Origin of the sequence: Acidilobus sp. 7A (genome assembly GCF_003431325.1) — an archaeon.
In the GTDB taxonomy this organism is placed as follows: Archaea; Thermoproteota; Thermoprotei_A; order Sulfolobales; family Acidilobaceae; genus Acidilobus.
The window spans coordinates 581822-603841 of sequence record NZ_CP010515.1; the positions used below are offsets into that span (position 1 = coordinate 581822).

Consider the following 22020-nt stretch of genomic DNA (forward strand, 5'->3'; position numbering starts at 1 on the left):
TAAGTGCCTAGCCCTTAACAATAGGGCCTTACGAAGAGCGCAGCTGGGAGAGGGCCTTAAAGTATAGGCCGCATGTGTCCATCATGGCTAGGGTCTCGTTATGCGCCCTAAGCTCGTTGTCAGGTATGGAGTATACGTACTGGAGGAACTCTCTCTCGCTCACGTGAAGCCTCCCAGGCACCACCAGGCTCCCGACAGGGACCTCATAGTCACGCAATGGGGCGTCAAGCCTGAGGCGCTTCACGTGGACTTGGTCGTCTATGGAAACTAGGAGCACCAGGAGCTTTGAAATGAGCGACAGCTGACCCTCCTGAAGAAGCTTCACCAAGGACTCCCTGAGCTCCCTGAGGCCCTCGGAGGGCTTAAGGCTGTTGCCCTCAGGCGAGACGTCGAGGAGCAGTATCGTGTGAAGCCCACGGCAGAGGTTGCCCAGCAGTTCTATGGCGGCCTCGTCAGCGCTCACCCCCCTCCAGGGGCCTGGCAGGGTCACGGTGCGGCCGAACTTGTAAAAGTGAAGACCAAGTAACGACTCCATGGAGCATATGCCTGAGACGCCACTAACGACCTTTACCTCAACGCCCTTCCTTTTGCCCTCAACTACGAGCGAGGAGTGCGTGGTGGCTATGAGTGGGTCACCGGGAACTATAATGACAACATCAAGTGTTTTGGCCAGGTCTATTATATTGGCGGAATTGTCCTCCAGGTCCGTCCTTGTTGCCTCCTTAGCTGCTGGGTTCAGCTCTCTGGCAGCTTCCAGAAGCCAGCGTGCTGCTGGCATAGTGTAGGTGTCCACTAGTACTACATCGGCGCCACTAATTACCTCCTCGGCTTCCTTAGTCAGTTGCGACCTCCTGAGGCCGGCGCCTACTAGGACTAACAAGGTGCACCCGCTTTCTAAGGCCTTAACGGTAAGTTTAAAGACGCAACAACTTCTTACCCACGTAATGCCTTAAGTATGCTCTTGAGGTAGACCCATAGGTCTGGCTAAGTAAAGTCATCGAGTGGTGTTTGATCTAGCTAATGCTATTCAATGGTTACTTAGAAGGAGCCTTGGTCTTAGCGGCGCACTCAAGCTCGCTCTCAAGAACATTGGAGAGGTCTTTTGACCACTGGCTGAGCTGGCTACACAGGGCATCGGCATCCTGCGCATATCCATGTTCTCTGAGCTGCTTTATGGAACTCTTGACGATGAAGTCAATGAAGTTCATGTACAAAGCGCTCTTCCTCATGATGAGGTCCCTGAACTCCTGCCACCCCTTCTCGGTGAGCGTGTATATTATCCTCTTGCCGCCCTTAATTTTGTTCTCCTCAACGTTCGCTACGTCTATGAGGCCTACGTCCTTCATGTAACTAAGGAGCGGGTAAATGGAGCCCGCGGCTGGCTTCCACTGGTTCATAGTGAGCTCCCTTATTCTCTTTATTATCTCGTAGCCATGCATGGGCCTTTCTGAGAGTATAAACAGCATAAACCAGACTAACGTGTCTCTATACTTTACTGCCCCCTTGACCTCCTCGCTAGCTTCGGTCATTAGAATCAACCCTTTAGCTCCGTCTCGCTTTAAAAGGTAAGTATTACAGGCTTATATATTCTTTTCTATCTAACGATTACCTAAGCTTGGGCGCTCGGTCCTGGTGTCACTCTTCACAATCAAGGGTGTCAGTAATACCAGCTCTCCTCACAGCGCCCTCTCTCAGCGGTCAGGTGAGGATTACAAAGGTGACGTTTGGAAGCCTTATTGGGTTAAACGGCACACCGCCACCCCTGTAGAACTTGTTGAACCACTCGTAGAAGTGAAGCCTCAGGTCATGCGCGAATGCCACTATGCCCTCAAGCCCAGCCGTGAGCAGGTTTCCTATAATGTAAACTACCGCCGCAGACGCTATGGTTAGCGGCGTCGGGTGGGAGGTCAGGATAGCATAGGTCAGCACAGTGAACCCTATCATTAGACCTGCGTGCGCGAGGCTAAGGCCCATTATCCTGAGGAAGCTTACGGTGTTGCCGAGGGCCATTATCATACCTTCAAAGACCCCAAGGAAGCTCTCATATGGGTCAAGCTTGAAGCCCTCGCCCACAGATACCTTGTAGAGGCCGTCGCCCAGCACAAGCCATGCCAGTGACGCTAAGCCGCCATAAAGTACGAATGCACCCATCGGGCCGCCGCGGCCGAGGCCGAGGAGCCCAAGCTCTATAATATAGCCAGCCTTATATGCGTTGAAGTACACTAAGAATGGTAAGCCTGCAACGAGGAACAGCAGCGTCAGCGGGGCCCTCCTCGCGACTAGGTCCTCATAGTCATGGCTTATAAGGTCGTCGGCAATTCCAAGCAGGTTGCCGAAGATCAACATGAATGCACCTATCCAGAATGAGAGGTCGAGGATCTCGTTGAAGAGTATAGTGGTGTAATTGCTGCCTGGCATCTCATACGCTGTTGCCACTGGGGACTCAAGGGGCGGCACCTTAAAGCCAAGCGAGCGCCAGAAGGCGTCAAGGCCGACGAAGTGAGCTGGTATTGGGCCGAAGAACTCACCAGCCAGGAAACCCGTTATCATGCCGGCCGCCCCAAGGATTGCAATCACCTTACCTAGGTTCCTGCTCCTCGGCACTATGTAGAGAAGTGCAAATAGCAGGACCATAAGCCCATGACCTATGTCGGGGAACATGAGGCCAAATATTATGGGCATTGTTATGGCCAGGAACAGCGTGGGCACTATCTCATTGTTAGAGGGAGTGCTGTACATGTCGACTATGTCCTCAAACCACTTGAAGTAGCCGGGCAGGTCTATTTTTGAGGGGACATATGTTTCACCCCTCTTGTGGCCTAGGCTCATAACTATGTATGAGCCGCCGCAGCAGGCGTCGAGGCCGCTCCTCAGTTTCCTTGAGTCCCTGGAGTCAACGAAACCACGAATAAAGGTCATCGTGTCGGTTCTCGCCGAGTAATTTATTATTTTAAAGACCTCTGAAAGAGCTGAGACAGATGTGTAGTACTCCTGGAGCTCCGGCAGCCTCTTCGCTATGCTTTCCCTTACCTCTTGGAGCTCAGCGTTTAAGCTTGAGAGCTTGCCGTTGACTTCATTAAACGCTGTCGAGGGGCTGCCGCTCAGTTCGGGCGGTATTATGAGCTGCTTCCAGCCAGTGCTTCTCGTGAGCTCAGAGACTGCTTCCCTGACGCTATTAGTCTCGCCAGCCACAGCAAGTATTGCAGTCTCCTTATCAACGGCCTCAGAGGCGTAAAGCAGCCCCCTCCTCCTAGCCACATTAATGGCGCTGACGAGGGCCTTCGCGCTTATAAGACCCACCGCAGCCCTCAACGTGCCCCCGCTCCACGCAGCCGTGACGTCAGAGACCATGCCCTTAAATGGCTCCAGGAACTTTATGATCTCCTGTAGCTCGGCTATCTTTGTCGTTAGCTCTGTGGCCCTAGCGGACAGCTTCTCAAGGTCTTTTTCAAGGTCACTGTGCGCCTTCACAATGCCCCTGAAGGTGCCCTCCCAGTTGCTCACCTCAATCTTGACGTTATCTACCATGGATGGTGTCATGCCCATGACCTTGAAGAAGCCCTCAAGCTTAGCCTTAAGCTCTGACGACTCCATCATGAGGTGCATGTAACCCCTGTTAGCGTAAGCCGCAAGTTGCTTGGGCGGCTTATCCACGTGAAATATGCCCATAGTCGCGAGGCTCGCCACAGCCTTGTCGTACTGCTCGTTGGGCAGAGCTATCAGTACCTCCTCTAGTCTGTTTGCAATTAGCATAGGTTCCTCAAGGAGGCATTGCACTAAAGGGTTTTTAAGTCCTTAGAATGGTCGATTAGATCTGACCTTGCATGCGTAAGACAGTAGAAGCTTAAGGCTTAAAACTCTTACAAGTAAATGCAACAGGGCAAAGGGCTTATGCCGGAAGTGGAGAGCGGCGAGACGGGAGTAGTCGTCATAGGCGATAGGCTGACGCTGCCACTCTTCAGGATGACTGGCATGAAGACAATAGAGGCCAGCGACCAGAGGAGCGCTGAGGAGGCTCTGCGACAAGCCGCTAGCGACGGCTATAGGATAGCCATAGTCCTAAAACACATAGTATCAGACGAGGACTCTATAAGGAAGGTGGCGGCCCGGCTCAATATAACGCTCCTGGTGCTTCCAACCAAGTGGTCAAAGCCTACCCCGTTCAACGTGGAAAAGCTGCTCGCCGAGGCCTTAGGCCTTGGCTAACGCCTTTAGCGCTATGATATGCCAGCACAAGGGCGCTGGTCAGGTGCAGTGCTCTTAGGGTCTAGTTACTGACCTTCAGCGTCACCGCCTATTACAACTGATAAGTCAATTACGTTTCCTCCAGCCCTCCTCAGGTTGCTCAGGCAGATCGGGCACATGGTTATTGCAACGTCTGCTGCCTCCCTGAGCTCGGCGACCCTCCTCTTAGCTATGGCATTGGCTAGGCCTGGCGAAAGCGACTCAACGGGCCCGCCGCAGCAGAAAGTCTTTGGACCATAGTTCCTCGGCTCAACTACGCTCACCCCAGACCCCTTGAGCAGCTCCCTTGCCTTGCCCCACAGGTTCAGGTCCCTGGCGTAGATGCACGAGTCATGGACCGTCGCCGTAAGCCTAACCCTCTTAAGAGGCCTCACTAGCTCAAGGTAGTTGACGACATTCACCTTGAGGCCTACCAGCTGTCTATAACTCATGAGGGTCAGGGTCGTGTGAGGGTCCACGGTTATTACTGTCTCGTAGCCGCCCGCCTCTATAGCCTCTGAGACCCTTTTTGCGTGCTCCTTAAGCTCATCCGCCACGCCGTAGTCTAGGATAAGCGCCCCGCTGTACATGTCTGAGACGCGGGGGTCGTAGGAGAACCTGACCCCTGAGCTCCTGAGGGCGTTGACTATGGATCTCAGTATCTTCTCCGACTCCTCCAGATCCCGCCTCTCCGGCCTCACAAGGCCCTGAAGGGCCCCTGGCCTCAGCGCTGCCAGCCTCTCCAGCACGCTAAGGATGTTTGAGAGCCCCCTCTCCTCAGCTATGCTGAGCAGCCTAACCGTTGCATTTATATAGGGAACCAGCTGGTACAGGGCGCCTGTAAATAGGAGCGTTGATGAGCCTTTGTCATCGATGTTAAGCCTCTTGACCAGGCTGAGGCGAACCCTGGAGGGGCGGGCACTGGGTAGCCCGTGAGCCTGGTGTAGGTCCTCATGAACCTCAGTACGGAGGATATTCTTACGCCTCTCACCTTGTCCTCACCGCCGCCTCAGACGTTAGCATATCACCCCATAGGAGAAGTCTCGCGGACCTCATAAGGTCCCCAACCCTTATCCTGGCCGGGCAGACCGTTGAGCACGCGTTGCAGAGGAGGCAGCTATAAAAGCTTGAGATGACCTCATCGCTTAGCTTTACGGTCCCCTCTAGGAGCTCCCTTAGCACAGTTACCCTGCCCCTCGGCCCATAGCCTCTGTGTGGTCCAAACGGCATAGTTGGACAGACGCTCTCGCAGAAGCCGCAGTAGACGCACTTTTGTGCCTCCCTGAGGAGCTCCTCAGCCAAACGCCTCTCCGCAGATCAGTGAGACCAGGCCCTAATCAAGGTTAGCCAGGGCATCTATATCATGGAGGGCGGCACGCCGTTAGGCGTCACGGCCCTCTTAGGTCGCAGGCCCAGCCTCCTGAGCTGCTCTTCAACGTGCCTGTAAAGTATGACGTACTCCCAGTCGACGTCGGTGAGCCTCCTGTCTATCTCGGCCAGCCTTGAGACGAACTCCCTTATGGACTCATCGTCGCTGAAGCCTATCATGGCGGCCGCATAGACCTCCCTGCCGGGCTCAAGGCCTGCAGCTACCAGGTTCTCAAGGGCCTTGAACTGGAGCTCAAAGAAACTGGCTCTTGCTCCCGTCAGCCTGTGGAACTCCTCCTTGGTCACTCCTTTGAAGGAGACTCTGACAACTACATTGTCATGCTTGGCCAGCTCCCTTGCAAAGTTTTGGTCACCGCCTATGATGAGGCCGTTGGTCTCAAGCACGAAAGCTAACCCCTTCTCCTCGAAGAGGCTGATGAGGTCGAGCAGGTGCCTTCTGCTTATGGTGGGCTCAGCGCCGCTCAGCCTGACCTGGCCGAAGCCATTTGACCTGGCTATTGAATAGATGCTGTTAAAGGCCTGCTGCGGCGACAGCATTTTTCCGAGCGAGGCGTTGTCCCTGAACCTCCAGCTCCAGCAGAAGGCGCAGGAGAGGTCGCAGCCGATGACGTCGCCAGTTGCTATGCCGCCGTACCACCTGTCAGCCCTGAACCTGTAGTAGGCCCTATATTCAACGCCGTTAACCTCCATTGTCACGAGTCTCCTCACGGCCTCGGCCCTCTCGAGCGGGTCGTAGCCCTGGCTCTCCAAGCTTGGTCAATAATATCCTTGGTGGCGAGGGCGTAAACGCGTTCCGAGGGTCATCAGCTTTTACCTTCTCTCACTCCCTCACCAGCTTGGATGCGAGCTTTGCCTAGGGGTAAGAGAAAGCCAGAGCAGCAGGACGCCCAACAGGCCCAGCAGAGGAGGCGCAGGGCTCAGCCAAAGCGCTCAACCAGCGAGGAAGAGATTAAGTCCATATCAGAGTCGCTCTCAGAGAGGCTGATACAAGCCCTTGGCCTTGATCTGATAGGACTTAAGGCCGTAGATATAAAGGACATAGTTTACTCCATAGTCGGCTCCCTGGCCGAGTCCAGGTCCTCAAAGCTGACGGAGGAGGCTGCAATGAAGAGGATAGTTGCTATGAAGGATAACCTGTTCAAGACAATAGCGGCCTCCCTGCTCTCGAGCGGCAGGCCCCTGACGAGGGAACAGCTCGAGTTCATAGTGGCATACGCCCCTGAGATAGCCGGGAGGGCAGCGCCCTACCTCTACAGGGAGGCTGTGAGGCTTAGGGCTGATGATATTATTGGCTCTCTGAGGGCCCTCTGGTCCCAGTACGGCAGGCCAACGCCCGTTGAGTGCCCCCGCTGCGGCTTCAGGGCCGTGACGCCGGACCTGACATGCATTGTGTGCGGCGCCCAGCTGAGCGAGGGCGAGCTGAAGAGGCACCTTAACTTTGCCAGCCTCCTGCAGGGCCTGGCCTCTAGGCTTCACCCCAGATTGGTTGAGGAGATAATATCCGCTGGCTACGTCGTACTTGACGACGACGTTAGGCCGCCAAGCATGGCCCCAGGCAGGGCTTCGCAATAGTGATACACCTGAGCAGGGCTGAGAGGGAGGCGCTCTCAGGCCTTCTGTCCGCCCAGCAGAGCCAGACTAAAGGAGGCGAACCTGGAGCCCCTCAAGCCTCATGAGCTTGCAGTAGCTGCACACCTCCCCATCCGAGGCCCCGCCACACACGCGGCACCTCTTGTAGGGGTGGCGCTGAGGAGACCCTCTATTACGTCAGCTGAGCTGTGGTCTATCTCAGGCCTTCCAGCCACCGACTCATAGACGCCCTTGACGCTTACATAGGCGCGGCACGCTGGGCTTATTTCTGCGACGCCCTCCAGGAACTCCATGGCAGCGACGGCCTCATCCTCTACGTAAAAGAAGGCGTTAACGGATCTCAGGCCTCCCAGGTCAAGTAGCTCTGCGGCCTCGGTGAGGCCAAGGCCACCGTCGCTCATCAACGAGTCCAGCGCAATGATCGTTGACGAGGTCCTCGCGGTTGGCATCACTATAAAATCCGCGCCAAGAAGTCTCGCCGCGGCGGCTGCCCACGCCCTGTCATACCTTATGCAGGCGATCAACTTCGCCTCAGGCGGCGGAGGGGGCGTGACCTCGGCCCAGAGGGCCTTTGCGGCCTGGGTGCCCCCTTAAGGATGTCCTCCCCAAGTCCCTTATAAAACGTCGGCACAAGCACGTAGATCCTTGACTTGAACCTCCTCTCGACCTGGGCCAGGACCCTGGCGGCCAGAAGCGACCTGGAGGGGGAGTAGGATGTTATGGGAACTACAAACGAGCTGTTTTCTTTAGCTTCAGCCTTCCCAAGAACCCTGGCCACGGCCCTCTCAAGTAGCCCGAAGAGGCACCTCTCGCAAAGCCTTTCGCCGCTGGAGGCTCTGTAGTATTTGGCTGGCCTGATGCCGCAGACGCTGCAGGCAGCTACGCCGCCGCTCACGGCTGCTCACAGGCAGGGTTCCGCCTCAAATAATAGCTGTTCGGCGGAGCCCCTGAGTAGCTCTGCTATTGCGAGACTAAAAGCAAGCGTAGAGGCCTTCTGCCAAGGGGCGGATGACATGATTATGGCGCCCAGCTGCGGGCCAGCAGGTAATACTGCTAGGTGTTGCCGGTACTATCCATTACATCACAATAGGGCACTTAGAGAGCGCTTTGGTGAAGTTATGGGGCGTCTCTGGTCCGCTCTTGCAAGTTCTGGTGCTAGCGACAGAGCGCTCACAGGCCCAAAAGCGTTACGTGTCAAAGCTGCCAGCTTCCGTAGTCTTTTGTGCTAGCAGGAGGGTGACGCTAATAATGAGCAGCAGCGCTAGGCAGCTTGAGCTCATCAAGGCCTCGCTGACGAGACCTGAGGCTGAGGAGGAGGCTAAGAAACTCCTTCTCTCAGATATTTACGCCGAGGTTTCTCATGCCTACAGTGGGCGCGCCCCGAATGGGGGTGCCTTGGCTGAGCTGCCAGGCTGTGTGAAGAGCCTGTGCGAGGATGACATGAAGTTCACGTATAATGCCATAAGGGTCCTCATGAGCAGGTACATGACAAAGGACCTGAGAGGAAGGTTCGTAGAGACACCATCAATGGTAATGAAGAGGGTGGCCCTGGGGTTCAGGGAGAGGGTCGACCCCGAGGAGATTTATAGGGCCATGATTGATGGCCGCTTCATGTTCAACAGCCCAACGCTCTTCAACATGTACTCCGACGGCGCCAGGGGTGCTTTAAGCGCGTGCTACGTCACGCCAGTGCATGATGACATGAGGGGCATAATGGACGGCCTAACAGTTCAGGCGATGACATTTAAGTACGGCGGAGGACAGGGCTTCAGCTTCAGCGAGCTGAGGCCAAGAGGGGATGTAGTTGCTGGAACTAGCGGCGTGGCCAGCGGCCCGCTGAGCTTCATGAGGCTCTATGACATAGCTACAGACGTCGTTAAGCAGGGCGGCAAGAGGAGGGGCGCTAACATGGGCATCCTCCACGACTGGCACCCCGACCTCTACAACCCTGACTACGACCCCTGGAGGGCCTTGGCCTCAACTCTGCCGCCGCAGGTCGTTGCGATATTAGAGCAGTACAGGAGGACCCTGGAGCAGCTCGAGGACGACGGTTACTACGAGGTTGAGAGGGCGACGCTGGAGGCCCTCTCAAGGCTAACTCAGGGCGGTGGAAGCCCTGAAGACGCCGGCTTCATTCAGGCCAAGAGGGCCCCGATGCAGGATGTCTTCCTGACTAACTTCAACATAAGTGTAGGGGTCCATGACGCGTTCATGAAGGCGATAATAAATGATGAGGAGTGGTGGATGGTCAACCCAAGGTACAGCGACAGGGGCGACGGCCTCTACAGGCTGCACTACGCAGTCTCCGCTGCAACGGGCGAGGGGAGAACTCTCAAGCTCCTTAAGGAGGGTAAGGTTAGCACCCCATACCTCAACGTACTCGAGGAGGTCGTTAAAGAGGCGCTCTCAAAGGTCCCGGAGGACGTCGACACCTCAAGGAAGAACCCGCACGCCTGGCACTACCCAGCCAGGAGGCTGTGGGAGGAGATAGTTAGAGGGGCCTGGGAGGGGGGCGACCCAGGCCTCTTCTTAATCGACAACCACAACAAGTGGATCCCAACGCCATGGCTTGGCGCGGTCTCAGCGACCAACCCCTGCGGCGAGGAGCCCCTGTACCCATATGAGAGCTGCAACCTCGGCTCCCTTAGCCTTGATAAGTACGTGAGGGGCAGCAGGTTTGACATTGAGGCCTTCGCAAGGGACGTTGACCTTGCCATTGATGGACTTGACGCCGTCATAGACTTCAACAGGCAGCCCGACCAGAGGCAGGACTTGGTCAACAGGTTCACCAGGAAAGTTGGGCTCGGCATAATGGGGCTAGCCAACGCGCTTGTCAAGCTTGACATGCCTTATGACAGCGAGGAGGCTGTAGCCTTTACGATGGCCTCCATGGCACTGCTTGAGGCCGAGGCCTGGAAGAGGAGCTGGGAGCTTGGCGCCAAGCTCGGCCATGCTCCAGCATATGAGTGCGCGGAGTTCGACTGGTCAAGCCTTAAGTGCGTGAGGCAGGCGAGGCCTGAGGACACCGTGGAGCTACTGACGCCAGCGCTGCTGAAGGCCTCTGAGGTGCTGAGCATCAAGGACAGTTGGGTGACGATAAAGTATCATGATATCAACCTCAGCGACTACATTATGGGGCAGCTTGAGGGCGAGACCGCAAGGAGGGTTGAGCGTGACGGCTCCGTTAAGCTTCTGAGGCTTGAGAGCCTAGAGAAGGTGCTCATGGAGGTCTTCGGCGTCGCTAGGGAGACACTTGCCGAGGCTGAAAGGATGAGGCCTGAGGAGCTGGCCAGGAGCCCTAGGCACCTCCTGGCCATGGCTATCTACGACCCCGCAGGTCTTTGGGAGTCATTGAAGGCCTACGGTAGGTCAATAGGCGCGAGGGCCCCGAGGCACACAGCTATTAACACGACTGCGCCAACCGGCACTATCTCAATTATAGCTGGCACTAGCAGCGGCGTAGAGCCTTACTTCGCGCTGGTATATCTAAGGAAGGTCACCATAGGGGAGCTATGGGAGGTTGTGAAGGAGTTCAGGGACAGGCTCTATGGGGCCCTGGAGAGCGTCGGGGCCCCAGTTGAGCTGGGCGAGAGAATACTTGAGGCCATATCAAGGCACAAGGGCAGCATCAGGTGGGCCATGGAGGACGTTGAGAAGGTCGTGAGGGAGGCACAGATGCAGGAGGTTAATGGGGTGCTGGTCAGGGCTAAGTGGGACGCTGAGAAGCTCATAGCTGAGCTAAGGGAGCTTGCAAAACTCTTCGCTACGAGCATGGACTTTGACGTGTGGTACCACATAGCCCACCAGGCGGCCGCCCAGGTCTACACCGACCAGGCTATAAGTAAGACTGTCAACCTGCCAAAGGATGCGGACGTCAGCGCAGTGGCCACGGCCTACGTGGCAGCGTGGCTGACGGGCCTCAAGGGGGTCACGGTGTACAGGGACGAGAGCAAGGGGGTACAGGTCATATACTTCGGGGGGCAGCGGAGGGAGCTGAGCAAGGTGCCACTGAGGCTCGTCAAGAAGCCGACGATGAGGATGGCACTAGTCAAAAGGTATATGGCTGCTGGGGAGGCCTCCGCCGATTCAAGGCTTGGCGACCTCTTCAAGGTTAAAAAGGACAGCAACGTTGTCGAGGTAGAGGCTGACGAGAACAGTACATGTAAGACCTGCAACCTCTGAGGAGCTCCAGTTCAAGGGGCTCTCGTTTAATTGCGGTAAAACTTTTTAGGATTGTGTGTGGGTCCTTCACTGGCATCAGTGATGTCCGGCAAGAGCGGGAGCAGGTCAATTTCACCTAGCGGCCTGGCAGTTGTTGCGATAGTTGTTATCGTTGCGTTTTTCTTGTATCTTCATGTAGCCTATGGGCTCCAGGCCGTCGTAGTTGACGGCATAAGCATGCTTCCAACCCTGCAGAGTGGCGACGTGGTGTTTATAGTTCATGTTAACCCAACTGATATAAACGTGGGTGACGTTATAGTTTACAGGTTCACTGGCAACTTCTATGGAATTTACTTGCGCAACGCCCTTATAATACACAGGGTGATCTATAAGTACTATTATAACGGAGTCCTCTGCTTTGTAACCAAGGGCGACAACAACCCCCTCCCGGACCCAGGCTACCCGTCGCTGTGCGGCACGGTTGACGCCAACGGCACGGAGGTCAGCGGGATCCCATACTATTATGTGTATGGAGTTGTCGTGGGGGGCAGCCAGCCCCTGGTTATACCGTACGTGGGCGGCCTCTCACTCATGTTCAACCCTTCCAGCGTCCAGCCTTAGCGTGCCGGCCAGCGCCAGCTCCGCCACCTCCCTAACCCACCTGCCCGTCAGCCTGTTCTTAGCAAGCCTCCTCAGGGCCTCGTCGGCGCTGACCCCCAGCCTCCTCGCCACGTCCTCCAGGGACCTCTCAAGCCTCCTCTTGGCCTCCAGGTGGAGCTCGCAGAGCTCTTCCCCCTCAGCCGGCCTCCCGCATATGATGCAGCGCCCCTCGGGCCTCACCTTACCTACGAACTTTGCCATCGTGGCCCCTATGACCTTCACGTTGCCGTTCAGCTGGCTAGCTATAAGCTCTGAGATGTACTTCTTTGCCTTACCGACCACCTCGTCCCTGCTGAGCCTCCCCTCAGCAATGCCCTCGAGCATGTCCTCAAACTGCCTTGTGAGCGAGACGCTAAGCAGCTCTGGGGCGACGTTGCTGAGTACTTTATAGACGGCATAGCCTAGGTCTGTTATCTCCGTCTGCCTCCCCCTCTGCACTATGAAGCCCCTCCTGTAGAGGGTCTCTATTGTCCTAGCCCTCGTGCCCTTCGTGCCCAGGCCGTTAGCCTCCATCCATTCAAGCAGCGAGAGCCTGCTCAGCCTGACCCCTGGGCCTCCCCAGGAGACCTTGACTGTGACCCTCTCTACCCTCGGCCTGTCGCCCTCCCTCAGCGGGGGTAACTGCGCCTCGCTGGGCCTGTGGAAATGGTAGTACTTGAGCCAGCCCTCGCTTATAATGGAGAGCCCCCGGGCCTCCCACCTCCTCAACTTAACGTCAAGCAGCTGCGCCTCAGTCCTGGCAACCTCAGCTGGCGGCGCGAAGGCCGCCAGGAACCGCCTAACTATGAGGTCGTAGATAGCATCATGAACCTTGTCAAGCCTACTGGGCATCTCCCCTGTTGGGTATATGGCTGGGTGGGCAGGATCATCAGCAGGCCCTTCCCTGGGCCTCAGAGCGCCCTTGGTCTGCCTCAGGAGCAGCTCCACGAGCCCCCTGTACTTGGCCTGTCTCGTCAGGCCATCCATGACTTCCCTGTAGTTAAGTGTAGGAGGCAGCCTCTCGCTGTTAGTCCTCGGGTAACTTATCAGCGCCGCTAAGTAAAGGTCCTCGGCGACCTCCTGCGTCCTGTAGGGCGAGAGGCCGTAGATCCTCGCGGCCTCCCTCTGCAGGTCAGTCAAGTTGAAGGGGGGTGGCGGCCTGATAGGCTCAGAGTAAGCCTTTACAGAGGCTACCTTCATGTAGCCCCCCTCCTTGACCTCCAGCGCTATGGCCCTAGCATCCTTGACGGTCTCGGCGCCCCAGCCTGATGGTGACGCGCTGAACTCAACCCCTCCATGGGAGAGGGTCGCGGTTATTGAGGGCTCAGGCGCAGGGACGTGAGAGTTTACCTGGATCCACCTCCTCACAGCTTCAGCTAACGTGGGAGTCTGCACCCTGCCGGCGCTGAGGGAGATCCTCTCGCCCGTCGCCTCCCTGTAGGACCTCATCAGGAGCCTTGAGACGTTAATGCCCCAAAGCCAGTCCATCTCGGCCCTTGCTATGCCAGCCATGGCATTATTAACGTCAAGTGGCTGGAGCCTGCTGTAGGCGCTCCTCAGCTCAGCTGGCGTTAGGCTCGAGAACTTCATCCTCTGGGCCCTGCTCAGGCTTCCGAAGGCCTCTATGATCTTGTAGCCTATAGTGCTTCCCTCTATATCATAGTCGCAGGCGTTTACGAAGTACCTGGCCCTCGGCAGTACCTTGGAGAGGACCTCATAGTACGGCTTAAGGTATGAAGACCTCCTGTCGAAGCGCCATATGGGGTCCCACCTAAGCGTTGTAACGGGAAGCCCCTTAATGGAAGTTGAGGGCCCAAACATGTGGCCCGCGCTAGAAACTACGACTAAGTTGTGACCGTCAACACTGAGCAAGTAAACGGGCACCCTGTTTATGAAGCACTTAGCAGGCCTCCCCAGCGCGTGGGCTATCTTGTCGGCTGCCCTGGGCTTCTCAGCCACTATGACATCGTACTGCTGTGGTATGTTGCAGCCCCTCAATCGGGCACCCTCACACATTTTGTGAAGCCTCGCCCTTTTAGGGCGGGGTCTCCCCACGCGGCGGGGTTCTATGGCAATAGGCTTGTAGGCTCGGCCTTTGACAACGGATGGGGTTGGGCGCTGACGAGCTTAGCAGGCAGTGAGCCCGCGCCTCCCCGAGGCTGACGGCGGGGCCTGAGAGGTGATGCAGCGCCCGTGGGGGCGCCCGACAGGTGAGGGGAAAAGCCCCAGTGGGCGCAGAGCCCTCGCCCCTCAGGGCGGGGAGCCGTCAGCAAGGCCCAGCTGTTAGCCTAAAGGGTCAAATCGCGTGAGAGCGCGCAGGTTACTTAAGCCGTTCATTCTTATGGGCTCGGCGTTCCAAGTTAATCGGCCCTCTAGGGCATGATTTAGGTACTGCGCTAGTTTATAGAGTTCCTTTTGTAATCGAGGCCTAGGTCCGTCCTTAGATCAAAGCTTCGTATCCTAAACCGGGTTCAGCTCTCATACAGGTTCATGATACCTTACGGTCATCGCCTCACCCCTGTTCCCCCGCACCCCGCTCGGCTTTCATCGGGCTTGGGGCGTTCAGGTTACCCCAGGGCCCCACATCTTGAGTGCTCGGTTACGTACCTCCTGTTGTATATGCTGATTGCGGTGACAACTTGTAAACCTATATGAATGTTAAAACAGCTACGTAGGGCGTTACTGCCCCTGCTGGGCGCAGGCCTTACTTAGAACCTCCCTCACTTTACCCAAAAGTTCCTCGTTAATCTTCAGGCCCTCCTCAGAACTTAATATGGTATTTATGTAGCCGTCCTCGTTTGGGCACATGTTGACGAGTTCCACCGCTAGGTACTCAGGTATGCCGCCCTTCACGAGCTCGTCAACAGCCTCCCTGGCAGTACCTGGGTCAATATTGCCGAACAGCCTCAGGTACTGCCAGGTCCTGTCCTGGGTAGGGTTAAGAGCGCCACCGCTCTCGGCTACCCTGTCCTCTAGTATTTTCCTGGCCTCGGCGTACGTTAGGTACCTTCTGCTCTCTATTCTCCTTAGCATAGGTCGAAGGCACCTCACCGTCAGGCCTTTAGGGGCCTGAGGTGTGCCGCATAGGTTATTATAGTCTTAACAGTGCTCTTGCCAATGGGCACTGAGACGACGTACGCGCGTCCCCTCACGCCGACTATGGTTCCCGTAAGGCCGTGGTAGCGCCTATGCGGCATGCCCTTGTGGAACGAGGGGTCTATGCGTACTGTGACCTTGTCGCCGACCTTATATGGATAGAACAGGACACTGGCCTTCGGCACTGCGCCTCTCTCCCTCACGCCCTTTGTTAAGAGCTTCCTCGTCCTGTGTCTGTAGCCCTTTGGTGCCTTAACCATGCGATCCCACCAAGCCTGGCTCTATCGGCTTTAGGCTATTTAAAAGTGTTGATGAGCCCTACTGCGTGAGGAGCTTTATAGGTATCACCTGGACAAGCCCTGACGGCGTGTACCTGACCACCGAGAGCGGAAGGAGGCCATGGTCCAGCTCGTAAGTTGCTATCTCTATAGGGTCCCTCTTTACATTGACCTTCTCAAGGTCAACTAGCGGGAGGGCACCGCTGTCAAGTTGCAGCGCGCGGAGCCCTATTATCTTGGCTCTCTCGTACTTGGTCAGGTAAGGGGGACCTATGACTATCTCCTCCTTGGTGGTGGGGTACAGCTTCACCTGCCCGGACACCAGCGTTCGCCTCGCCAAGGCTGATGGAGGCCTATATTTAAGGTCCAGCCGGGTTTTAAAAGCTAAGCTACCTCTAGAGCCCTAGGCGAACCACGTATGACCCCCTCCCCGCCCTGAAGGGCGAGGCTTGTCGTTCATCTTGTCACATGATGAGCGACTCTAAGGCCTTTTCAGCGCAAGTGCATGTATGCAATAAGGCCATAGCAGGTGAATCTATTATCATAAAGGCGCAAGGGACTGCCTTCCAGGAGCCTCACCTTAAATTTTTAACTCACGCTCAGAGACATAGGCATACTGCTGAGGGGTCCTCCGTGAGCGAGGACGAGGAGAAGACGAACGAGGAGGCCAACGAGGCTACAGAGGCCACTAGCGCCGCTGAGGAGAGCAGGGAACCCTCTGAGGGGGTAGAGAGCCTAGAGTATAAGGTCAGCAGCCCGGAGCTGCTCCAGATAATGCTCGACGCGTTTGACATACTTGAGCAGGCCGAGGAGGGCAAGATATCGATAGACGAAGCTAAGGCTATGTATCTTGAGAAGGTAGAGGACGCTCTTAAGAAGGCCGGCGAGAGCGTAAGAAAGAAGAGAAGGAGGGCCTCCAGGGGCACAAAGAAGGCAAAGAAGGCTTCCTCAAGACGCAAGAGGCCAAAGAGTGCTAGAGGGTCCTCAAGGGCCTCCGGCTCCGAGGAGGTGGAGGGCGGTAGCGCAGCATGAGCCTTGTTATATCATAGTTCACGCTAAGGCGTGTATATCAATAATCTCTAAGGGGCGCCGTGACTTTTCGCAAAGCTTTGAGCCCTTAGCTTTTGGTTAGCAAGATCGGCTTGCCTATTGCTTAACTAATGTTCCTAAGTCTTCTCCTCCCACGAGGACTCTATATATAACTCCTGGGTCCTCCCCGTTGGCGAACCTGACCGTTATGTCACTCCTCCTCACAACGTTAAGGGCCACTGAGTCGAACAGCTCGTAGGTCCCTGCGAGGCTCCTCTTATCCCTAATGACCGCCTCAAGCTCGTCATACGAGAGGCTCTTGCTAAGCTTAGCCGAAGGGTCCCCGGGCGGACCCCCGACATAGACGCCAGACACCCCCTTGAGCAGGTTCAAGATGATGCGAGCGCCTATGGCCTCAGCCAATACGGCAGCCACAGCGTTGGTGCTTTGTCCAGGCTGTAGCCCTCCCATTACAGGGACGAGGCCCTCCTCAAAGTCTGTGACGGCCTCCCTAATACTCCTCGGCACCTCTAGGGGCGACCTTGGATATAGTGCGGAGGCCACCGTCATGGCGTTCAGGACCGCTGACTCTATGCCTATCTCGTCAAGTATGGACTCAGGTACTCCTATTTCCCTCAGGGCGCCTATGTACGACCTTGCGGTCCCGCCTCCGCCTACAACTATGCCGAGCCTGCACCCCGCAGCTACGACCTTTTCCACGGCCTCCCTGAGGCCCCTGAGGTAGGTAGCTGAGGGGGGACTGACAAGGGAGCCACTTAGCTTGACAACGCTAACCCCGCATGCAGTCATACGCGTTCCCTCGCTAACTGTACCCAACAGTGCTTCATGAATATTTGCGGTCCCGCCAGCGAGGCTACACCTCCGCGCGGACTCATTAGCCTCAGCCGCCTAGCCTCGATCACCTTTCACCGCTTTTAACCTACATCATCGGCAACTCGAAGAGTGAGACGTCAAGGCTAAAAGCCTCTTGCTTCACTGGGAGCTCGGTGTAAAGGTTGGCAAGCGTGACGCTGGAGGTTGACATGGGGAAGTACAAGAGCGTCAGAGTACCCCTAGACGTCGCTGAGAGGCTCATAGTCGATGTCAGTAAGAGGCTCAACGTGGAGTCCAAGGATGTCATGGAGGCCTTGAGAATAGTGAGGAACTTCGACGAGTTCTACGAGTTCCAGCAGAAGAAATTCAAGGACTATGTGGTGCCAGATAAGGACATAAGTGACATGATAAGAGGTGCAGTGGTCGTTGACAGCATGAAGCTTATAAAGGAGGGTAACAAAAAGGACGTCGTAATTACTTTTGACAGGAGAGTTCGTGAGGACGTGTTAGAGGAGTCACTTAAGTCACTTGGCTTTGAGGTTATCGTGAAGAGGTCGGACCTAAAGCAGCTCCTGGTCAAGCAGGCGTGAAGAAAAGCTCACTACATTATTAAGATAAACTAGGTACGCCAGCCTATTGACGCTCCACTAAAACCGTCGATTAGTCTCTAGTAAAGAGTTAACGATACTGCTAGGCATTAAAAACTTGAGGCCTAAGCCTTGGTGCTCAGGCCCTGCGCCTGAGACTGCTGGGACCTGTACTTGGGGTGGTACTTCTTTATCATCTCCTCCCTTATGTTTGTCAGCTCGTCCTCTGGCAGCTCTGCAAGTATGTCCCAGGCCAAGTCAAGGGTCTGCTCTATGGTGCGGTTCTCCCTTATGCCCTGTGACAGGAACCTCGTCTCGAAGAGGTCAGCGAACCTAAGGAACTTCCTCTCCGTTTCACTCAGGCTCTCCTCACCTATGACAGCCGCCAGGCCCCTGAGCTCAACGCCTCTGCTGTAGGCCGCATAGAGCTGGTCGCTCACCTGGGCGTGGTCCTCCCTAGTCTTCCCAGCGCCTATGCCCTCCTTCATAAGCCTTGACAGGCTCATTAGTACGTTAATGGGTGGGTATATGTTCCTGTTGTAGAGCTCCCTGCTCAGAACTATCTGGCCCTCAGTTATGTAGCCCGTCAGGTCAGGTATTGGGTGAGTTATGTCGTCGTTTGGCATAGTCAGTATGGGCATCTGAGTTATGCTTCCCTTCCTCCCGTGCACCCTCCCTGCCCTCTCATAGATGCTGGCCAGGTCGCTGTACATATAGCCTGGGTAGCCCTGCCTCCCCGGCACCTCCTCCCTGGCGGCGCTTATCTCCCTCAGGGCCTCGGCGTAGTTCGTCATGTCAGTCAGTATAACCAGAACATGCATGTCATTCTCATAGGCTAGGTACTCTGCCAGTGTGAGGGCCGACCTAGGGGCAACGAGCCTCAGCATAGCTGGCTCATCAGCTAGGTTGACGAACATAGCTACCCTCTTCAATGCGCCTGTCTCCTCAAAGAACTTCCTGAAGAATATGTAGTCGTCATACTTCACGCCTATAGCCGCGAAGACAACGCTGAACTCCTCTTCCTCGCCCCTAACGGTCGCCTGCCTCGCTATCTGGGCCGCCAGCTCGTTGTGGGGGAGACCGGTGCCGCTGAATATTGGCAGCTTCTGCCCTCTCACGAGGGTGTTCATACCGTCTATAGCGCTGACCCCGGTCTGTATGAAGTCCTCAGGGTACGCCCTCACGGCGGGGTTTATGGGCGCCCCGTTTATGTCGTACTTCTCGTCAGCTATTATGTCAGGCCCTCCGTCTATTGGCTTGCCCAGGGCGTCGAAGGTCCTGCCCAACATGTCAGCCGACACCGGCATCTCGAGTGTCCTACCAAGGAACCTGACCCTGGCGCTGGTCGTCGATATGCCTGTGGTGCCCTCGAACACCTGAACTACGGCCGTGTTGCCGGCAACCTCGAGGACCCTGCCCCTGCGCCTCTCGCCGTCGCTGAGCTCAACCTCAACTATCTCGTCGTAGGCTACCCTGCTCACGCCGTCAACTATGAGCAGGGGGCCCCTTATCTCAGTTATCTTGCTGTACTCCCTAGCTCCTAGGAGGCTCACGCCTGGCCACCTCCTATGTTGTTTATAATGTTAACTATCTCCTGCGTGGTCTTCTCTATCTCCTCGTACTTATCATTTGGTACAGTGAACCTTGCTCTCATCATGTAGCTGTAGAGTCTGCCCAGGGAGTCCTTTATCTTGCTTACCGGCACGTTCCTCTTCACGGCGGCGCTGGCGCTCCTATGGAACTCGACGAACATCTTCATAAGCGCGAACTGCTTCTGCACGACAGTGAACGTGTCTATTGGGTCGAAGGCATTCTGCTTGAGCAGGCCCTCCTTGATTAGCCTCGCGGTCTCCAGAGTTAGCTTATCCTCCTCGCTCAGGCCCTCCGTGCCCACGAGCCTTACTATCTCCCTGAGCTCGTTTTCTCTAGTGAGTATGTTAATTATATCCTGCCTGTACTCAAACCAGTGCGGGTTGACATTCTTGTGCCACCAGGCGGCCACGGTCTCTGCGTAGGCGCTGTAGCTGGATATCCAATTGATCGCAGGGTAGTGCCTGCTGTAGGCCAGGGCCGCGTCAAGGGCCCAGAAGACCTTGGTGAACCTCCTCGTGTGGGTTGTCACAGGCTCGGTAAAGTCACCTCCAGGCGGGCTGACAGCGCCCACTACTGTGACGCTCCCCATCCTCTGCGGGGAGCCATAGGTTACAACCCTCCCTGCCCTCTCATAGAACTCAGCCAGCCTTGACGCCAGGTAGCTTGGGTAGCCCTCCTCGGCCGGCATCTCCTCGAGTCTTCCAGCCATCTCCCTCAGGGCCTCAGCCCACCTGCTAGTGGAGTCTGCCACCAGGAGCACATCATAGCCCATGTCACGGTAGTACTCGCCCATGGTAATACCAACGTATATGCTTGCCTCCCTCGCGGCCACGGGCATGTTACTTGTATTCGCGACCAGTATGCTCCTCTCCATAAGCGGCCTGCCAGTCCACGGGTCCTTGTATGTTGGGAACTTGTCTAGGACCTCTGTCATCTCGTTGCCCCTCTCCCCGCAGCCTATGTAGATGATAACGTTGGCCGAGGACCACTGGGCTAGGTTATGAAGCGTCACGGTCTTGCCCGTCCCGAAGGCACCAGGTATCATGCCTGTGCCTCCCTTTGCCATGGGGAAGAGCAGGTCTACAATCCTCACGCCAGTTATCAGGGGCTCCGTCGGCTCAAGCTTCTGCGTGTACGGTCTTGGCTGCCTCACGGGCCACCTGTGGTAGAGGAACACCTGCCTCACGTCGCCGCCTCCTACGTCAACCTCAGCCACGGGATCAACTATGGTGTAGTCGCCCTCGCTCGTCATCCACTTAACAGTGCCGCTCATGCCTGGCGGTATCATTACCTTGTGCTTTATTATCGGCGTCTCCTCAACGACTCCTATGATGTCACCCGGGCCAACCTTGTCGCCTGGCTTCACGTTGTCTGATGGTATGAAGTGCCACTTCTTGTCCCTCGGTATTGACGGCACGCTGACGCCCCTCTCCACGAATACGCTCCTGGCCGGGTTCGTCTTCGCTATGAGGGATGCTATGAGGGGCAGAGGTCTCTGAACGCCGTCATATATGCTTCCAATCAGGCCCGGGCCAAGGTCAACGCTGAGCGGCGCCCCGGTGCCCTCGACAGGCTCCCCGGGCCTTAGACCGCTCGTCGACTCGTAGACCTGTATGTAGGCAGTGTCGCCCCTTATCCTAGTAACCTCGCCTATTAGGCCCTCCTCGCCTACCCTAACGACCTCATACATCTGAACGCCAGTCATACCCTCAGCTACGACAAGAGGGCCGGCGACCCTGTATATTCTTCCCCTCACAGCCATGGCGACTCACTTCCCAAACAGGGCCCTTGAAGCCACTCCCCTGAGCGACGGCAGGTTCTCGCTTATAAACTGGTCAATAGAGTAGTCAACCCTCATGCTGCCGTCCTTTGAGACGGCTATAATGCCACCAACTATATTGACGCTCTCGTCGGAGAGCTCTAAGTCCTTGAGGTCTTTCAGTAAGCCTGCCACCAGCTCCCTGTCATCCCTGTTAGCCATAACCACGAAGCCCCCATGATCCTTAGCCTCAGCCTCAAGGTCCCTGAGCGCTGACTGGACGTACTTTATGTACCACTCTCCCCTGTCGCGGCGAAGCCTTGACATGACCTCATCTATGACATCATCTATTGCCTTGCTTTTCACTTCCTCCTCCTTGAATCTCACCTGTAGGTCCGCGGCTGCCTGGTCACTTCTCAGCTTCTCCTCAAGCTCTGCGGCCTTGGACTCTATGGTTGACCTGAGCCTCCTCTCGGCCTCTGAGTAGGAGCTCGTTATCAGCTTTTCAGCGGCGCCCTCAGCATCCTTAAGCAGGGAATCATAGCTTTCAAGAGCTCTCTTTATAGCCTCATTTGCAAGCTTTTCAGGGTTTCCACTTATGCTCACGTTGGTTTCACCAAATGAAGGCCCCAGAACTCTCGTCTTTCAGAGTATTAAAAGGACTCATGGGCTTCCAGAACTATTGCGCCTAAACTTAGGCGCAGGGACCCCTTGTCGCCACGCTTAAGTCTAAGCAAGGCTCCTGAGCGGCAATTCTGCAGGGCATTCTAAACTACTCCCCGCCCTAGAAGGCGGGCTTCCTGCCCCTTAGACATCACTGCGCAACGTTATGTAATATATT

At 56.1% G+C, this 22020-nt stretch carries 22 protein-coding genes; 6 read left to right on the top strand and 16 right to left on the bottom strand.

The window, feature by feature from the left end; all coding sequences use genetic code 11:
* Window positions 1-28 precede the first annotated feature (28 nt).
* The 3 genes from dph5 to SE86_RS02985 form a co-directional block, all read right to left on the bottom strand.
* Window positions 29-880 carry a diphthine synthase gene (gene dph5, locus SE86_RS02975; RefSeq protein ID WP_158543093.1) on the bottom strand — a complete coding sequence of 284 codons (852 nt, stop codon included), beginning with the start codon at window positions 878-880 and terminating at the stop codon, window positions 29-31.
* Between the two features lie 154 nt (window positions 881-1034).
* Window positions 1035-1529, bottom strand: coding sequence for a PadR family transcriptional regulator (locus SE86_RS02980; RefSeq protein WP_117354213.1), 495 nt, complete (start codon window positions 1527-1529; stop codon window positions 1035-1037).
* Window positions 1530-1698: 169 nt separating this feature from the next.
* Window positions 1699-3753 carry a V-type ATP synthase subunit I gene (locus SE86_RS02985; protein ID WP_117354214.1) on the bottom strand — a complete coding sequence of 685 codons (2055 nt, stop codon included), beginning with the start codon at window positions 3751-3753 and terminating at the stop codon, window positions 1699-1701.
* A gap of 138 nt (window positions 3754-3891) precedes the next feature.
* Here SE86_RS02985 and SE86_RS02990 point away from each other — a divergent pair, with 138 nt between their 5' ends.
* Entirely contained in the window at window positions 3892-4206 is a 315-nt protein-coding gene (locus tag SE86_RS02990; protein ID WP_211096701.1) for a V-type ATP synthase subunit F, read from the top strand.
* Window positions 4207-4271: 65 nt separating this feature from the next.
* Here SE86_RS02990 and SE86_RS02995 read toward each other — a convergent pair whose 3' ends face one another.
* The 3 genes from SE86_RS02995 to SE86_RS03005 all read right to left on the bottom strand — a co-directional run bounded on the left by SE86_RS02995 (window position 4272) and on the right by SE86_RS03005 (window position 6363).
* Window positions 4272-4973: a (Fe-S)-binding protein gene (locus tag SE86_RS02995; protein ID WP_117354216.1), complete on the bottom strand. Its 702-nt coding sequence runs from the start codon at window positions 4971-4973 to the stop codon at window positions 4272-4274.
* A gap of 238 nt (window positions 4974-5211) precedes the next feature.
* On the bottom strand, window positions 5212-5526 hold the full coding sequence (locus SE86_RS03000; protein ID WP_117354217.1) for a (Fe-S)-binding protein: 315 nt from the start codon (window positions 5524-5526) through the stop codon (window positions 5212-5214).
* Window positions 5527-5580: 54 nt separating this feature from the next.
* Window positions 5581-6363: a radical SAM protein gene (locus tag SE86_RS03005; protein WP_117354218.1), complete on the bottom strand. Its 783-nt coding sequence runs from the start codon at window positions 6361-6363 to the stop codon at window positions 5581-5583.
* 99 nt (window positions 6364-6462) lie between these two features.
* On the opposite strand from SE86_RS03005, the gene SE86_RS03010 reads away from it, so the two are divergent.
* Complete coding sequence (locus tag SE86_RS03010) at window positions 6463-7185, top strand: hypothetical protein (protein ID WP_117354219.1); 723 nt, start codon at window positions 6463-6465, stop codon at window positions 7183-7185.
* A 98-nt stretch (window positions 7186-7283) separates the two neighbouring features.
* Here the strand turns inward: SE86_RS03010 and SE86_RS03015 are convergent, their stop codons facing one another.
* Together SE86_RS03015 and SE86_RS03020 are read right to left on the bottom strand one after the other, a co-directional pair.
* Complete coding sequence (locus SE86_RS03015) at window positions 7284-7727, bottom strand: hypothetical protein (RefSeq protein ID WP_117354220.1); 444 nt, start codon at window positions 7725-7727, stop codon at window positions 7284-7286.
* Window positions 7724-8098, bottom strand: a complete 375-nt coding sequence (locus SE86_RS03020) for a hypothetical protein (RefSeq protein ID WP_117354221.1) — start codon at window positions 8096-8098, stop codon at window positions 7724-7726. Before SE86_RS03020 ends, SE86_RS03015 begins: the two co-directional genes overlap by 4 nt.
* A 353-nt stretch (window positions 8099-8451) precedes the next feature.
* Here SE86_RS03020 and SE86_RS03025 point away from each other — a divergent pair, with 353 nt between their 5' ends.
* The gene (locus tag SE86_RS03025; RefSeq protein ID WP_117355082.1) at window positions 8452-11385 is read left to right on the top strand and encodes an adenosylcobalamin-dependent ribonucleoside-diphosphate reductase; all 2934 of its coding nucleotides are present in this window, start codon (window positions 8452-8454) and stop codon (window positions 11383-11385) included.
* A gap of 81 nt (window positions 11386-11466) precedes the next feature.
* A complete protein-coding gene (locus tag SE86_RS03030) occupies window positions 11467-11985 on the top strand; it encodes a signal peptidase I (protein ID WP_117354222.1) in 519 nt (172 codons plus the stop codon).
* Here the strand turns inward: SE86_RS03030 and SE86_RS03035 are convergent.
* The 4 genes from SE86_RS03035 to SE86_RS03050 all read right to left on the bottom strand — a co-directional run bounded on the left by SE86_RS03035 (window position 11950) and on the right by SE86_RS03050 (window position 15699).
* Complete coding sequence (locus SE86_RS03035) at window positions 11950-14001, bottom strand: DNA topoisomerase I (protein ID WP_158543094.1); 2052 nt, start codon at window positions 13999-14001, stop codon at window positions 11950-11952. The genes SE86_RS03030 and SE86_RS03035 overlap by 36 nt on opposite strands.
* A gap of 681 nt (window positions 14002-14682) precedes the next feature.
* Complete coding sequence (locus tag SE86_RS03040) at window positions 14683-15036, bottom strand: hypothetical protein (protein WP_117354224.1); 354 nt, start codon at window positions 15034-15036, stop codon at window positions 14683-14685.
* A 20-nt stretch (window positions 15037-15056) separates the two neighbouring features.
* Window positions 15057-15359 (bottom strand): 50S ribosomal protein L21e, encoded by a 303-nt coding sequence (locus tag SE86_RS03045; RefSeq protein WP_117354225.1) that lies wholly within the window; start codon window positions 15357-15359, stop codon window positions 15057-15059.
* A gap of 58 nt (window positions 15360-15417) precedes the next feature.
* Window positions 15418-15699, bottom strand: coding sequence for a DNA-directed RNA polymerase subunit K (locus SE86_RS03050; protein WP_117354226.1), 282 nt, complete (start codon window positions 15697-15699; stop codon window positions 15418-15420).
* Window positions 15700-16010: 311 nt separating this feature from the next.
* On the opposite strand from SE86_RS03050, the gene SE86_RS03055 reads away from it, so the two are divergent.
* On the top strand, window positions 16011-16409 hold the full coding sequence (locus SE86_RS03055; RefSeq protein ID WP_117354227.1) for a hypothetical protein: 399 nt from the start codon (window positions 16011-16013) through the stop codon (window positions 16407-16409).
* A 114-nt stretch (window positions 16410-16523) separates the two neighbouring features.
* Here SE86_RS03055 and pyrH read toward each other — a convergent pair whose 3' ends face one another.
* The gene (pyrH, locus tag SE86_RS03060) at window positions 16524-17216 is read right to left on the bottom strand and encodes a UMP kinase (RefSeq protein WP_117354228.1); all 693 of its coding nucleotides are present in this window, start codon (window positions 17214-17216) and stop codon (window positions 16524-16526) included.
* 215 nt (window positions 17217-17431) lie between these two features.
* On the opposite strand from pyrH, the gene SE86_RS03065 reads away from it, so the two are divergent.
* Window positions 17432-17830, top strand: a complete 399-nt coding sequence (locus SE86_RS03065) for a hypothetical protein (RefSeq protein WP_117355083.1) — start codon at window positions 17432-17434, stop codon at window positions 17828-17830.
* 122 nt (window positions 17831-17952) lie between these two features.
* Here the strand turns inward: SE86_RS03065 and SE86_RS03070 are convergent, their stop codons facing one another.
* The 3 genes from SE86_RS03070 to SE86_RS03080 are packed head-to-tail and all read right to left on the bottom strand — an operon-like array spanning window position 17953 to window position 21785.
* A complete protein-coding gene (locus SE86_RS03070; RefSeq protein WP_117354229.1) occupies window positions 17953-19380 on the bottom strand; it encodes a V-type ATP synthase subunit B in 1428 nt (475 codons plus the stop codon).
* Entirely contained in the window at window positions 19377-21182 is a 1806-nt protein-coding gene (locus SE86_RS03075) for a V-type ATP synthase subunit A (protein ID WP_117354230.1), read from the bottom strand. The genes SE86_RS03070 and SE86_RS03075 overlap by 4 nt, the downstream gene beginning before the upstream one ends.
* A 6-nt stretch (window positions 21183-21188) precedes the next feature.
* Window positions 21189-21785, bottom strand: a complete 597-nt coding sequence (locus tag SE86_RS03080; RefSeq protein ID WP_158543095.1) for a V-type ATP synthase subunit E — start codon at window positions 21783-21785, stop codon at window positions 21189-21191.
* Window positions 21786-22020 lie beyond the last annotated feature (235 nt).

Bases quoted from the DNA above. Each gene is read 5' to 3' on its own strand.
- SE86_RS02990 (WP_211096701.1), top strand. From the start codon at position 3,892: ATGCCGGAAGTGGAGAGCGGCGAGACGGGAGTAGTCGTCATAGGCGAT.
- SE86_RS03025 (WP_117355082.1), top strand. From the start codon at position 8,452: ATGAGCAGCAGCGCTAGGCAGCTTGAGCTCATCAAGGCCTCGCTGACG.
- SE86_RS03040 (WP_117354224.1), bottom strand. From the start codon at position 15,036: ATGCTAAGGAGAATAGAGAGCAGAAGGTACCTAACGTACGCCGAGGCC.
- SE86_RS03045 (WP_117354225.1), bottom strand. From the start codon at position 15,359: ATGGTTAAGGCACCAAAGGGCTACAGACACAGGACGAGGAAGCTCTTA.
- SE86_RS03075 (WP_117354230.1), bottom strand. From the start codon at position 21,182: ATGGCTGTGAGGGGAAGAATATACAGGGTCGCCGGCCCTCTTGTCGTA.
- SE86_RS02980 (WP_117354213.1), bottom strand. From the start codon at position 1,529: ATGACCGAAGCTAGCGAGGAGGTCAAGGGGGCAGTAAAGTATAGAGAC.
- SE86_RS02985 (WP_117354214.1), bottom strand. From the start codon at position 3,753: ATGCTAATTGCAAACAGACTAGAGGAGGTACTGATAGCTCTGCCCAAC.
- SE86_RS03030 (WP_117354222.1), top strand. From the start codon at position 11,467: ATGTCCGGCAAGAGCGGGAGCAGGTCAATTTCACCTAGCGGCCTGGCA.
- pyrH (WP_117354228.1), bottom strand. From the start codon at position 17,216: ATGACTGCATGCGGGGTTAGCGTTGTCAAGCTAAGTGGCTCCCTTGTC.